General features: G+C 38.5%; 12 protein-coding genes. 11 read left to right on the plus strand and 1 reads right to left on the minus strand.

Features of this window, described 5'->3' with window-relative positions:
• Window positions 1-4: 4 nt before the first annotated feature.
• Window positions 5-352 carry a DUF4124 domain-containing protein gene (locus tag F946_RS13720; RefSeq protein ID WP_407637091.1) on the minus strand — a complete coding sequence of 116 codons (348 nt, stop codon included), beginning with the start codon at window positions 350-352 and terminating at the stop codon, window positions 5-7.
• Between the two features lie 790 nt (window positions 353-1,142).
• Here F946_RS13720 and F946_RS13725 point away from each other — a divergent pair.
• The 11 genes from F946_RS13725 to ndk all read left to right on the plus strand — a co-directional run bounded on the left by F946_RS13725 (window position 1,143) and on the right by ndk (window position 12,695).
• Window positions 1,143-2,870, plus strand: coding sequence for an acetolactate synthase 3 large subunit (locus F946_RS13725; RefSeq protein ID WP_035327125.1), 1,728 nt, complete (start codon window positions 1,143-1,145; stop codon window positions 2,868-2,870).
• The gene (gene ilvN / locus F946_RS13730) at window positions 2,867-3,358 is read left to right on the plus strand and encodes an acetolactate synthase small subunit (RefSeq protein ID WP_004697653.1); all 492 of its coding nucleotides are present in this window, start codon (window positions 2,867-2,869) and stop codon (window positions 3,356-3,358) included. Before F946_RS13725 ends, ilvN begins: the two co-directional genes overlap by 4 nt.
• A 105-nt stretch (window positions 3,359-3,463) precedes the next feature.
• The gene (gene ilvC / locus F946_RS13735) at window positions 3,464-4,480 is read left to right on the plus strand and encodes a ketol-acid reductoisomerase (RefSeq protein WP_004983494.1); all 1,017 of its coding nucleotides are present in this window, start codon (window positions 3,464-3,466) and stop codon (window positions 4,478-4,480) included.
• 1,174 nt (window positions 4,481-5,654) lie between these two features.
• Window positions 5,655-6,167, plus strand: coding sequence for a hypothetical protein (locus tag F946_RS13740; protein ID WP_004983496.1), 513 nt, complete (start codon window positions 5,655-5,657; stop codon window positions 6,165-6,167).
• A gap of 72 nt (window positions 6,168-6,239) precedes the next feature.
• Entirely contained in the window at window positions 6,240-6,944 is a 705-nt protein-coding gene (locus tag F946_RS13745) for a fimbrial biogenesis chaperone (RefSeq protein WP_004983499.1), read from the plus strand.
• A 20-nt stretch (window positions 6,945-6,964) separates the two neighbouring features.
• The gene (locus F946_RS13750; RefSeq protein ID WP_004983502.1) at window positions 6,965-9,268 is read left to right on the plus strand and encodes a fimbria/pilus outer membrane usher protein; all 2,304 of its coding nucleotides are present in this window, start codon (window positions 6,965-6,967) and stop codon (window positions 9,266-9,268) included.
• A 13-nt stretch (window positions 9,269-9,281) separates the two neighbouring features.
• Window positions 9,282-9,698: a hypothetical protein gene (locus F946_RS13755; protein ID WP_004983505.1), complete on the plus strand. Its 417-nt coding sequence runs from the start codon at window positions 9,282-9,284 to the stop codon at window positions 9,696-9,698.
• 140 nt (window positions 9,699-9,838) lie between these two features.
• Window positions 9,839-11,119 (plus strand): glycosyltransferase family 4 protein, encoded by a 1,281-nt coding sequence (locus tag F946_RS13760; RefSeq protein WP_004983507.1) that lies wholly within the window; start codon window positions 9,839-9,841, stop codon window positions 11,117-11,119.
• A gap of 191 nt (window positions 11,120-11,310) precedes the next feature.
• On the plus strand, window positions 11,311-11,862 hold the full coding sequence (locus F946_RS13765; protein ID WP_004697666.1) for a phosphatase PAP2 family protein: 552 nt from the start codon (window positions 11,311-11,313) through the stop codon (window positions 11,860-11,862).
• 90 nt (window positions 11,863-11,952) lie between these two features.
• Window positions 11,953-12,153 (plus strand): Fe-S cluster assembly protein IscX, encoded by a 201-nt coding sequence (iscX, locus tag F946_RS13770; RefSeq protein WP_004697668.1) that lies wholly within the window; start codon window positions 11,953-11,955, stop codon window positions 12,151-12,153.
• Window positions 12,154-12,263: 110 nt separating this feature from the next.
• On the plus strand, window positions 12,264-12,695 hold the full coding sequence (gene ndk / locus F946_RS13775) for a nucleoside-diphosphate kinase (RefSeq protein WP_004983508.1): 432 nt from the start codon (window positions 12,264-12,266) through the stop codon (window positions 12,693-12,695).
• Window positions 12,696-12,751 lie beyond the last annotated feature (56 nt).

Raw genomic sequence — 12,751 nt, forward strand, 5'->3', positions numbered from 1 at the left:
ATGATTAAACCGCAGGGCGGACTTGTTGGCCTTGTTGAAGTGCTTCATTCGCTTCACGTCGTTGATTTTCTAACTCAACCGCTGGTGCTGCTGGGGCAGCGCTTGGTACAGCATTGGGGGGAGCTGGTACGGTATTTGGCATATTGGCAGGTGGAGGTGCTTCCGATGACGCAGCTTGTGGCGAATTTTTCCAACCATAGGTATCGACTTTGCCTTTTTTCTTTGCTGTTTTAGGTGGAGGCGTCGTGGTGTAATGTGTCGAGCCTTGATTATCGACCCACTTATAATAAGTTTTAGCAAAGCTTTGTGTGCTGCCCATTGCAAGCCCCATCCCCACCAAACATGCTGCCATTCTTGCAAACTGAATACTCATCTACCATTGTCCTTTTTATATCCGTAGTCATTGGATTTTATCGGGTTTATCGTTGTCGTTATTTTATGCCAATTTTAGAGCAATAAGCAGTGTTTGATGCATTTTTTCATCTGTGTTTTTGAAATGTTTTGCAGGTCAAATCCTCAGTTTAAAGTGTGAAATATGCGTTATGGCACAGTATGAAAATAAGAAGGTTATGCTAAAACCTGATGTATAAATGCTGATCTATATTTAAAACTGAAAAAATCTGAGATAGATGTTGGATTTAAATTTGGGTGAATATCTTATTAAACTTATTTATGGGTTTTATTATGTTTTTTTATTAATAAATTCAGTGAAATAGAAATCTATTTGTTTTTGCACTAAAAAACCAAGAAAAAGCAGCTCAGTTTTCTTTGTCCGTGATGAATAAAAAACAAACGCTCTGTAAATAAACAAAAAAAAGCTAATTTTTAAACTTGACTTTAGTCACGAAACTCCTAAAAATGCTGTCTTTAGTTTTATATGCCTTTACTCGATCACCCTTCGATAAAGTGTCATTTCATGCAATGGACACGCTTTCTAGCCGAGACCGTGAACAAAGTAAAAAAATGTGTTTATCCCAACACGTTTTAGATCTCATATTGCTCAAACAGCATACAGATCAGAATTTTTTCCTATTGCTATGAAAACTAAGAAATATGTGTGCTATAACAGTGCAGACAATCAATGAATGAAACACTGCTGGTGCCTTCCACCATTGCAGTGATAAAGATTAGGGTGAATCACGTTGGAACTTTTATCTGGTGGTGAAATGCTCGTTCGCGCATTGGCGGACGAAGGCGTTGAACATGTATTTGGATATCCAGGCGGCGCAGTTTTACATATCTACGACGCGTTCTTTCAACAAGACAAAATCAATCATTACCTCGTGCGCCATGAACAAGCTGCTGGTCATATGGCAGATGCTTACTCACGCGTAACAGGTAAGACGGGTGTGGTCCTCGTGACTTCAGGTCCGGGTGCAACCAATACTGTGACTCCAATTGCAACGGCTTATATGGACTCAATCCCAATGGTGATTTTGTCAGGTCAGGTTGCGTCACATTTAATTGGTGAAGATGCATTCCAAGAAACAGATATGGTCGGTATTTCTCGTCCGATCGTAAAACATAGTTTCCAAGTGCGCCATGCCAGCGAAATTCCTTCGATTATTAAGAAGGCATTTTATATTGCAGCTTCTGGTCGTCCGGGTCCAGTTGTGGTCGATATTCCAAAAGATGCAACCAATCCTGCTGAGAAATTTGCTTACGAATACCCAGAAAAAGTGAAGATGCGTTCGTATCAACCGCCACATCGTGGTCACTCAGGTCAAATTCGTAAAGCGATTGAAGAGCTGATTCATGCTAAACGTCCTGTGATTTATACCGGCGGTGGCGTGGTTCAGGGGAATGCTTCTGCACAGTTAACTGAACTGGCGCACATTTTGGGCTTCCCAGTCACCAATACCTTGATGGGGCTTGGTGCATTTCCAGGTAATGATCCGCAGTTTATTGGCATGTTGGGTATGCATGGTACCTATGAAGCCAATATGACCATGCACAATGCTGATGTGATTTTGTGTATCGGTGCGCGTTTCGATGACCGTGTGACCAATAATCCAGCAAAATTCTGTCCAAATGCCAAAGTGATTCATATTGATATCGACCCTGCGACGATTTCAAAAACCATCATGGCGCATATCCCGATCGTGGGTGCGGTAGAACCTGTCCTTCAGGAAATGTTGACACAGTTGAAACAAATGAATGTGTCTAAACCAAATCCTGAAGATATCGCTGCTTGGTGGGCGCAAATCAATGAATGGCGTAAAGTTCATGGCATGCGTTATGAGTCTGGTGCAAACGGCGTAATGAAACCACAACAAGTGGTGGAAGCGCTGGATAAAATCACCAATGGTGATGCGATCATTACTTCTGACGTAGGCCAGCATCAAATGTTTGGTGCGAACTATTATAAGTATAAACGTCCACGCCAATGGATTAACTCAGGTGGCTTAGGCACCATGGGTGTAGGTTTACCCTATGCGATGGCGGCGAAATTGGCTTTCCCTGACCAACAAGTGGTGTGTATCACGGGTGAAGCATCGATTCAGATGTGTATCCAAGAGCTTTCGACCTGTAAGCAATATGGCCTAAACGTAAAAATCCTCTGCTTGAATAACCAAGCTTTAGGGATGGTGAAGCAGTGGCAAGATATGAACTATGAAGGACGTCACTCAAGTTCTTATATTGATTCATTACCTGACTTTCCTAAATTAATGGAAGCATATGGTCATGTTGGCATTCAAATTGACCATGCGGATGAGCTAGAGTCGAAGCTTGCTGAAGCAATGGCGATCAACGATAAATGCGTATTTATTAATGTGATGGTTGACCGTACAGAGCATGTTTATCCAATGCTTATTGCAGGTCAGTCAATGCAAGATATGTGGTTAGGTAAAGGGGAGCGCACGTCATGAGACACATTATCTCTGTACTTGTAGAAAACGAAGCTGGTGCGCTTTCTCGTTTGGTAGGTTTATTTTCTCAACGTGGTTATAACATTGAGACTTTAAATGTTGCACCAACCGAAGATCCGACCTTATCTCGTTTGACGTTAACGACTTATGGCGATGACCATAAAATTGAACAAATCACCAAACAGCTCAACAAATTGGTTGAAGTGGTGAAAGTGGTTGATTTGTCTGAAGGTGCGCACATTGAGCGTGAGTTGATGTTGATTAAAGTCAAATCACTTGGCTCGGCACGTGCTGAAATTAAACGTACTGCTGATATTTTCCGTGCGCAAATTGTTGATGTCACTCCAACGACGTATACCATTCAAATTGCGGGTACGACTGAAAAAATTGATGGTTTTATTGATGCGTTAGCAGAAAACACCATTCTGGAAGTTGTACGCTCAGGTGTTTCAGGCATCGCGCGTGGCGAAAAAGTTTTAACCATTTAATTTATTAACACGATTCAACCTCCTTTTGAGAAAGAGGAGGATTTCATCAAACAATAAACCCCTTGATGGAATTACAGAATACCAAGCATTTTAGCGGAGACAGCAATGCAAATTTTTTACGATAAAGACTGCGACTTATCTATCATCCAATCTAAGAAAGTAGCGATCATTGGTTACGGTTCACAAGGCCACGCACACGCGCTTAACCTTAAAGATTCTGGTGTAGACGTAACTGTAGGTTTACGTGCAGGTTCTACTTCTTGGAAAAAAGCTGAAAATTCAGGCCTTAAAGTTGCTGAAGTTCCTGCTGCTGTAGCACAAGCTGACGTAGTCATGATCTTGACTCCAGATGAGTTCCAATCACAACTTTATCGTGACGTGATTGAGCCAAACATCAAAGAAGGTGCAACATTAGCATTTGCTCATGGTTTCTCTGTTCTTTATAACCAAGTTGTTCCACGTGCTGATCTTGACGTAATCATGGTTGCACCAAAAGCACCAGGTCATACAGTACGTTCTGAATACCAACGTGGTTCGGGTGTTCCTGACTTAATCGCGATTCATCAAGATGCGTCTGGTAATGCACGTAACCTAGCACTTTCTTATGCTTCTGGTGTAGGTGGTGGTCGTACAGGTATTATCGAGACTTCATTCCGTGAAGAAACTGAAACTGACTTATTTGGTGAGCAAGCAGTTCTTTGTGGTGGTGCGGTAGAACTTGTGAAAATGGGCTTCGAAACTTTAGTAGAAGCAGGTTATGCACCTGAAATGGCTTACTTCGAATGCTTACACGAACTTAAGTTAATCGTTGACTTGATGTTTGAAGGCGGTATCGCGGACATGAACTATTCAGTGTCTAACAACGCTGAATATGGTGAATACGTAACTGGTGTTGAAGTGATCAACGAACAGTCTCGTGAAGCGATGCGTAATGCACTTAAACGTATCCAATCTGGTGAATACGCGAAGATGTTTATTAACGAAGGTGCGTTGAACTACCCATCAATGACTGCACGTCGTCGTCAAAACGCAGCACATGGTATTGAAGTAACTGGTGGTAAGTTACGTGCGATGATGCCTTGGATTCAAGCAAACAAGATCGTTGATAAAGAGAAGAATTAATTTCTCGAATCAATTGATTTGAATGCGAAAACCCACTCTATTTGAGTGGGTTTTTTCTATTTTTATTGTTACGTGCCTCAAAAAGATGAAAGCAGTGCTTTCATCTTTTTCGTACTTTGGATTCAAGCAAACAAGATCGTCGATAAAGAAAAGAACTAAGGTTATGTTACGTGCCTTTAAAAAAGGGAAAGCAATGCTTTCCCTTTTTTTTCGTACCTTAGATTCAAGCGAACAAGATTGTAGATAAAGAAAAGAACTAAGTTTCTGATCTAGCTTATTTTAAGTAATAAAACCCTGCTTCGGTAGGGTTTTTTTATTGATCTACTATCATGTTTTATGTGGGGCAAAGCTATTAATTAAAAAGATGTGAGTATAAATAGGGCCATGATATGGCTATCGGTACACAGCTATAAGTTGATCTTACCCGTGTTCAAAATCGTTATATGGAGTCCACGTTTATTTCATTTCAGTGCTAGATATATGGGCAGCATATATCGTCAAAAAACTATTGGATTAATAACGTATCCATGGGCTTTATTGCAATAAATTAAACTCTCAAAAAAGTGTACCTATCATTACGTTTGGGTTTTTAGTGTGAGTTTTTGATTTCTAAAATAGTAGGTCATGTAAATTTAAGGCTTGATTATGTGATTTTAGTCATATTGTTCAATCACTGAAATTGGGTAAATAGCATGTGAATAAACTTTGAATTTTAGCGAGATGATCGACCTAAATTTAATAATTAGTAGAAATGTAAAGTAAAAAAAAGATGAAAAATGGATTTTTTAGCGGGTTAAGAAATTATTCACCTAAATATGTAATTAAATGTAAATTTGAAATGTTAAAAATTTCTAAGATAAAACAGAGATCTACTTAAAATATAAAAAAGCACTAAAATTGTGTATCACTGAAAGTAGTGTAACTATTTTTAGGGATTTACAAAGTTAATTAATAAATAAAATATCAATAAAAACTTTATTTTAATTTTACTTTGTTGAGGTTTTAAAGTTGGTTCTTTATTTGAGTGAAAAAGGCTGCATAGATGGTTTTTTATACAGAACAACTAGAATAAAAACACACTTAAGAAAAGCTTGGTAGCCAAACAAGGTCCAGTTTAATTAAGGGTGATCATAACAATTAATCAGTTTTAAAAGAAAAATCTCGGAGAGTAGCTATGAATAAAATACTTCAAGCATCACTAGTTGCAACACTATTAGGTGCAGGTTCTACAGCCCTTTATGCAGAGGATGATACAGCATCACGCCCTAGTTATAACTGGGGGAACTGTACTTCTCTAGGTTGTGAAAAAGATATTCCTATTAAATTAGAAATCCCTAAAAAATGTGAAGTGCTTGGCGGTAGTGCCATTACGCTGAATAAAAATGGTGGAACACAAAGTTCAAATTACACTGTACGTAGTAATACGCACTATACACTTAACATTCAAACAGCGAACACAGGTACAAGTGCAAGTACTTATGTTAAACATGAGGACGATGGCAGTGTTCGTGTACCAACAACAATTGTTACAAATAAAACAGGTGGCGGTGTAATTCCATTCGGTAATTCAAATCATAATGGTCTAGCTGACGATCAATATTCTGTTTCGGTAACTAATGCAGCAGTTGGTGCATTCCAACGTGCGGGTACATATACTGATACTTATCGTATCAAAGTCTATTACTAATTTTTTACTAAACCTAACTTGATCACAGCATCAGGTTAGGTTTTTTTATAAATTATAATAAGGCGGTGTAACATGAAAAAAATAATAGCGCTTTTGGTGTCTTCGATGTTTTATATGTCGGTATCAAATGCTGGTGTTTCAGTTGATCCAGTCCAAATGTATATTCAAAATCCAATAAAACAAAGAACCACAACACTTACCTTAGAATCTAAAGATGAAACTGAGAAGAGAATTTTTGAAGTAAAAGCATTTAAGTGGACGCAAAAAGAAAATGGCGAAAACGTACTGGAGCCTGATAACTCCTTAATTATTAATCCTAAAAACTTTATTTTGCAGCCGAATGGTAAACAGACTATTCGTGTGGGCTTTAACCGTCCCATTGAGTCTATTTTAAGTGGACAGCAAGAAGGGACATGGCGTGTGATGGTTGATGAGATTCCGCAGGCAGTGAAAGAGTCATCTGTGAATTTTCTTGTAAGTTTTAACTTGCCACTCTTTGTTGGAAAGCAAGAAGATGTTAAACTCAAATTTAATGTGGAAAATAATAAACTCGTTGTTAAAAATAACGCGAATTCACATATTCAAATTGCAAATTTGAAGATTGTCGATGCTAATAAAAAAGAAGTTTTTAAAACGGAGACTATGAGTTATTTGCTTGCAAATAAAAGCACGTCCTATGATTTAAACAATACACGAATATCAAATCCTAAAAATTATTATGTTCAATTGTTTACTGATAAGAACGATAAAATGGTGGAACTCAAATTCTCGGATTAGTCTGAGGTGGGGAGTTTACGATGAATACGAAAATAAGAATACTTATCGTTATTCATATTTTTTTTGCACTAAATGTGAATGCCAGTGAAGCTGTGCTGGAAGAGAATATTGCAAATTTATGGATTAATGATTTAGATCATCATACGGATGTTGCCTTATTAAAAGAAGGCGATCAATACTATATTGAATGTAATATACTGGCAGAACGTCAAATTACAACGAGCCAATTAAAAACGCTCTCCTCTCGGCCAGAGTTTTGTTCAGTGTCATCAGGAGTAATTCAGTCAGCGTTTGATGACTCATCACAATCCATTAAATTGACTATTCCTACAGACTCTTTTGAATCTGATTTTAATAACTTAAATGGAAGTGTTATTCCAGAAAAAGCCAGTTTTGGTGGTTTCATAAATTATGATTTTCTTTATGCAACTAGTAATTCTAATAACTCATATAGTGGACTTATGGAGCTAGGGGTTTTCAAAGATTATTGGATCATGAAAAACTCGATGTTGTATCAGAATACCCCCACTGATGAGCGGGTGGTTCGCCTAAGTAGTAGTGTCGATTTTGAATTTCCTAAACATATGACTCGCTTAACGATAGGGGATACTACAACTACATATAACCCTTTGATTAATTCTTTACGTTTTGCAGGTTTAAATTGGGGGACGAATTACACTGAAAGACCAAATTTTGTGTACTGGAATATGCCAAGTTTACAAGGGAGTGCACGCGTTCCTTCTACTGTTGATTTATATATAAATGGCGTAAATATTTATAATCAAAAGGTGAGCCCTGGTGATTATAACTTACTGATGGGGGCACAAATCCAACAAGCAGGTAATGCGCAAATTGTAGTTGAGGATGTACTCGGGAATCGAAGTGTACAAAGCTTTCCTATTATGGTGACCAATAGACTATTACGATCTGGTTTGAATGAATATAGTGTTGCAGCAGGTAAACTTCGTTACAACTATAATTTGGATAGCAGTGATTATAGGGACTTCTTTGTGAATACTTATTTTCGCAGAGGTATGTCAAACTCAACTACGTTAGGAAGCAATTTATCTTACAGTAAAGATATACAAAATATAGGGTTCATGTGGACACAAGCGATTAGTAATATTTTTGTTCTCGATAGTGTTGTTCTTGCTTCTCATGATGATGAAAACCAATTTAATTATTCCTATGGGTTATCCGCAAGTAAAGACTTTGGTCGATTTTCAATGGGGGCGAGTTCAAAATATACAGAAAAAGATTTTAAATTTTTAGGAGATGAGTTAGGTGCCAATTCTAACTATCCGAAATTTGAAAATCTTGCATATTTTGGTATGAGTAATGTGCCCTATTTGCATAATCTAAATATTAACTATGCAGAACAAAAATACTATGAAAATCCTGAGTTTCCTAATAGTAACCAAAAGGTAATAAATGTTGGGTTTAATCGGAATTTTGGTCGTCGAATTTCATTTGGTTTGAGTTATTTCAACTCTTTTGGTGACAGGAAAGACTCAGGCGGCATTCTCTCACTTAGCTACAGTTTTGATAATAAGTCCGTTTACTTTAGTCAATCAGCTGACCAAAATACAAACCTCCAGTTAGTGAAATATGACTCCAATCAAGTCGGTTTCGATTATTCTCTTGGAGTAAACCGTCGTAGTGAAGACACGATGTTTAACTTTAATGGTGTTGTTAAAACAGATGTAGGAGATTTAGATTTCTATCATGTGCAAGGTCGTGAAGATCGTGAATCACAGTTAAATTATCGAGGAGCAGTTGTTTGGTTGGGTAATAAAATCAGTTTTACTAAAATGGTTGATAATGCATTTACTCTAGTCAAAGTAGGGGATTACCAAGATATTGATATTTTAAGATCGCTGACCTATGTTGATAAAACTAATAAAAAGGGGTATGCCTTTATTCATGATGTTATTCCTTATGTTAAATACGACATTGCATTTGATCAAAATCAACTACCTATCGAAGATAAAATACAGTATTCAAGCAAACAATTAACAGCTTTAAATCAACGCGGCTATATCATCAATTTCCCAGTATTCCATGCGAAACAAGTCACTGTTAAGCCAGTAGATAGTAACAATCGGTCTTTTGCTGCTGGTTCAGAGCTTTATATTGATAATAATGGTGAAGGAGAGGTTTATCCGATTTCTACCGATGGTAGCGTAACGCTTTATGGTTTGATTCCGGGAACATATAAGATACAAATTAAAACTAAAGAAGCACGCAGTTGTTCGGCAGAACTTACAATTACAGATACTAAGAATGATGACAACTCATCAGTACTGGATCTTCAGTGTAAATAAATGGAGTAGAGCCATGAAACTGAACATTATTATACTGCTGTTTTGTGTAGCGGCCACCCCAATAGCTTATGCAAAACAGTGTCAAATTGAGCGTTTAACTTCAAGCCAGTTGAATCTAAGTTCATCGTATCTTAGTCAAGCTGCAACTTCTTTCTCAGTGGCTTGTGATAGTAATTACGCGATTAAATTCAATTCGCGTAATTTAACTAATGCAACAGGGAGTAGTTATTTAGTCAATGAGAAAAACTATAAATTGAGAACTCAAATGAATATTTCAGGAGCAAGTGCATCACGTTGGAATAGCCCTATTGCTCAACCAGCAACTGAGCAAAATAAGTTTGTAGTCTTGGTGCAATTGATGGAGCGCCCAACTGCCTTAACCCCAGCAGGTGTGTATAAAGATAGCTTGTATATTAATTTGATGTTTTAAATTTTAGGTCTTTAACCTATTAATATGTAAAAAGATACCTACTAATCATAGGTATCTTTTTATTTGATTGCATTCATTATCATAAAACTGTCAAATAGTTTGCCTAAACTTGGAGGAAAATAAGAAAAGTTTGGAATAGCATGATCGGTTCAATGACAACAAAATTATTCAAACAGCACAATTTCCCAGAACCTCAGCGGTTTTATCTCAAGCAACAACATCAGCATAATATTCAGCAAGAACTTTCTATCCTTCAAGAAACACTCAAGCCCAAGTTAAAAATAACCATCGTGACGGAAACATGGTCACCAGAAATCAATGGTGTTGCGAACTCTTTATTACAACTGTGTAAAGGTTTGCAAAAACTGGGGCATCGTATTCAGCTCATCCGCCCAGTACAAAAAACCATATGTACCGACTTTCAGGCAGAACAGGAGTGTTTGGTTTGGGCAAAGAGCATTCCTAAATATGCCGACATGCAATTTGGTATGCCACAGTATGTTAAAGTCAGCAAAGCGATTGAACGCTTCGCACCAGATGTGGTCCATATTGTGACGGAAGGACCGTTGGGGTTGACGGCACTGTATGCTGCTCAAGCACATCAAATTCCAGTGTCGAGTGGCTTTCATTCAACTTTTCATGACTTTAGTCGCTTCTTTGATTTGGCTTTACTGGTCAAACCGATTGAAAGTTATCTTCGCTGGTTTCATAACCATACGCTACTCACCTGTGTGCCTAGTCAAACTACGTTAAATCAGCTTAAGGCCTTTGGTGTGACTTGCCCTTTGGTTGAGGTTGGACGAGGGGTAGATACAGCTCGCTTCCATCCAGAGCATCGCTCAGAACAACTGCGTCAGCGTTGGGAGGCAGATGCAAATACCACTGTGCTTTTATATGTAGGGCGTTTATCTCCTGAAAAAGAGGTGGATGTGCTCATTCAAAGCTATTTGAATATCAAGAAGCAGTCATCACGCAAATTTAAAATGGTGATTGTGGGGGATGGGCCAGATTGTAAGCGTTTAACGGAGATGGCCAGTGGTTCAGATGTGATTTTTACAGGCAGCTTAACAGGACAGTCACTCGCTCAAGCCTATGCCAGTGCGGATGTTTTTGTTTTTGCTAGCCAAATAGAAACTTTTGGCAATGTGGTACTCGAAGCCATGGCCAGTGGCTTGCCCGTGGTGGCCTATAACTATGCCAGTCCACAGCGCTATATCAAGCAAGGTATAACAGGGTGGTTGAGTCCTTGTGGACAAGTGGCATACTTTATGCAAGCTATTATGCAGTTGCCAGAGCAAAAGGTGCTTAGATGTATGGGAACTCAAGCGCGTCAAGACATTGAGAGTGTGGGTTGGCAGTATCCTGTGAAACAGTTTGAGCAAGCCTTATATCACGTGGCCAATATTAAGGCAGCCCCTTAACCAATAGTTGTATTAAAGCGTCCGTGATAAAGATGAGTTGGGTAATTTTGATGGGTTTTAACTTAAATCATCAAACTGTCAAAAATACCCTTTAATATGAGCTTAACGAGAAGCGATTTTGATGAATTAAATCGTCATATAACAATGATTTTCCAGCTGAACTTTCAACATTGTTGTTAAGGAGAAGTGGTATGAATCTTAAAACTGCAAAAATAAGAATATTAGATTTAGATTTAAAAGGCTGTGTCTATCTCAATCATTTCTCCCATTCGCATGCTGTAGCTAATTTTTTTAAGCGGATCAGTCGATTGGGAGATGGCATCTTTTGGTACACGATGTTGGCTTTAACTTGGTTATTGCAAGGCTTGGTCTACAGTTTGCAAATCGTGTATTTGGTTCTTGGTTCATTGTGCGGGACTTTAATTTATAAGGTCTTAAAAATCAAAACTATTCGCCCAAGACCCTATCAAGTACATCAGGTGATTCGAATGGGTGAGCGACCGCTCGATCACTTTAGTTTTCCTTCGGGCCATACTTTACATGCGGTGATGGTGAGTACTTTATTGGGCTTCGTACAGCCGATTTTATTGGTACTCATGTTGCCTTTTACTGTTTTAGTTGCCGCGTCACGCATGATTTTAGGGCTACATTATCCAAGTGATGTGTTAGTCGGGGCTGCAATTGGCGCAGTTGTAGCAGTGGCTTTAATTTGTAGTGCACCATTTTTAAATATCGTGTTGTAAAAAAGCCCAGTTTTATCTCAAACAAACTAGCGCTTAAATTTCAGAGTTTGCTACAGTACAGCATCTTCTACATTGTGATGAGACTCCACCATGGGCTTACGTTGGTCAGACACTATTGATATTGCTATTGAGTTGTATGAAGCTCATCCAGATGTTGATCCGCAGTGGATTCGCTTTACAGACTTACATGCTTGGGTGTGTGCCTTACCAGACTTTAGTGATGATCCGACCAAGTCGACTGAAGGTTTGCTTGAAGCAATTCAAATGGCATGGATTGACGAAGCGCGATAATCCTTGCATCGAAAAAAGCAACTTTTTACAGAGTAAAAGCAGAAAATTGTGCATTATGTCGGTATAATGCGCCAAAATTTTCATGTCTACATTGACTTAAGGAGCCAATCATGGCTATTGAACGTACTTTATCTATCGTAAAACCAGACGCAGTTGCTAAAAACCACATTGGTGACATTTTTGCTCGTTTTGAAAAAGCTGGTCTTCAAATCGTTGCAACTAAAATGAAACACTTGACTCAAACTGAAGCTGAAGGTTTCTACGCAGAGCACAAAGAACGTGGTTTCTTTGCTGACCTAGTTGCGTTCATGACTTCTGGTCCAGTTGTTGTTTCAGTTCTTGAAGGCGAAAACGCAGTTCTTGCTCACCGTGAAATCCTTGGCGCAACTAACCCTAAAGAAGCTGCTCCAGGCACTATCCGCGCTGACTTCGCTGTAAGCATCGACGAAAATGCTGCTCACGGTTCTGATTCTGTAGCATCTGCTGATCGTGAAGTTAACTACTTCTTCGCTCAAACTGAGATTGCTCCACGTACTCGTTAATTCGAAGTATTCAAACCAGATAAGTGTTATTATACTTATCTGGTTTTTTTATTCCC

This window comes from Acinetobacter johnsonii ANC 3681 (assembly GCF_000368805.1).
Classification (GTDB): Bacteria; Pseudomonadota; Gammaproteobacteria; order Pseudomonadales; family Moraxellaceae; genus Acinetobacter; species Acinetobacter johnsonii.

Excerpts from the sequence above, each read along its gene's own strand:
- F946_RS13740 (WP_004983496.1), top strand. The coding sequence starts at position 5,655 with ATGAATAAAATACTTCAAGCATCACTAGTTGCAACACTATTAGGTGCA.
- F946_RS13720 (WP_407637091.1), bottom strand. The coding sequence starts at position 352 with ATGGCAGCATGTTTGGTGGGGATGGGGCTTGCAATGGGCAGCACACAA.
- F946_RS13750 (WP_004983502.1), top strand. The coding sequence starts at position 6,965 with ATGAATACGAAAATAAGAATACTTATCGTTATTCATATTTTTTTTGCA.
- ndk (WP_004983508.1), top strand. The coding sequence starts at position 12,264 with ATGGCTATTGAACGTACTTTATCTATCGTAAAACCAGACGCAGTTGCT.
- iscX (WP_004697668.1), top strand. The coding sequence starts at position 11,953 with ATGGGCTTACGTTGGTCAGACACTATTGATATTGCTATTGAGTTGTAT.
- ilvC (WP_004983494.1), top strand. The coding sequence starts at position 3,464 with ATGCAAATTTTTTACGATAAAGACTGCGACTTATCTATCATCCAATCT.
- F946_RS13765 (WP_004697666.1), top strand. The coding sequence starts at position 11,311 with ATGAATCTTAAAACTGCAAAAATAAGAATATTAGATTTAGATTTAAAA.
- F946_RS13760 (WP_004983507.1), top strand. The coding sequence starts at position 9,839 with ATGATCGGTTCAATGACAACAAAATTATTCAAACAGCACAATTTCCCA.
- F946_RS13755 (WP_004983505.1), top strand. The coding sequence starts at position 9,282 with ATGAAACTGAACATTATTATACTGCTGTTTTGTGTAGCGGCCACCCCA.
- ilvN (WP_004697653.1), top strand. The coding sequence starts at position 2,867 with ATGAGACACATTATCTCTGTACTTGTAGAAAACGAAGCTGGTGCGCTT.
- F946_RS13745 (WP_004983499.1), top strand. The coding sequence starts at position 6,240 with ATGAAAAAAATAATAGCGCTTTTGGTGTCTTCGATGTTTTATATGTCG.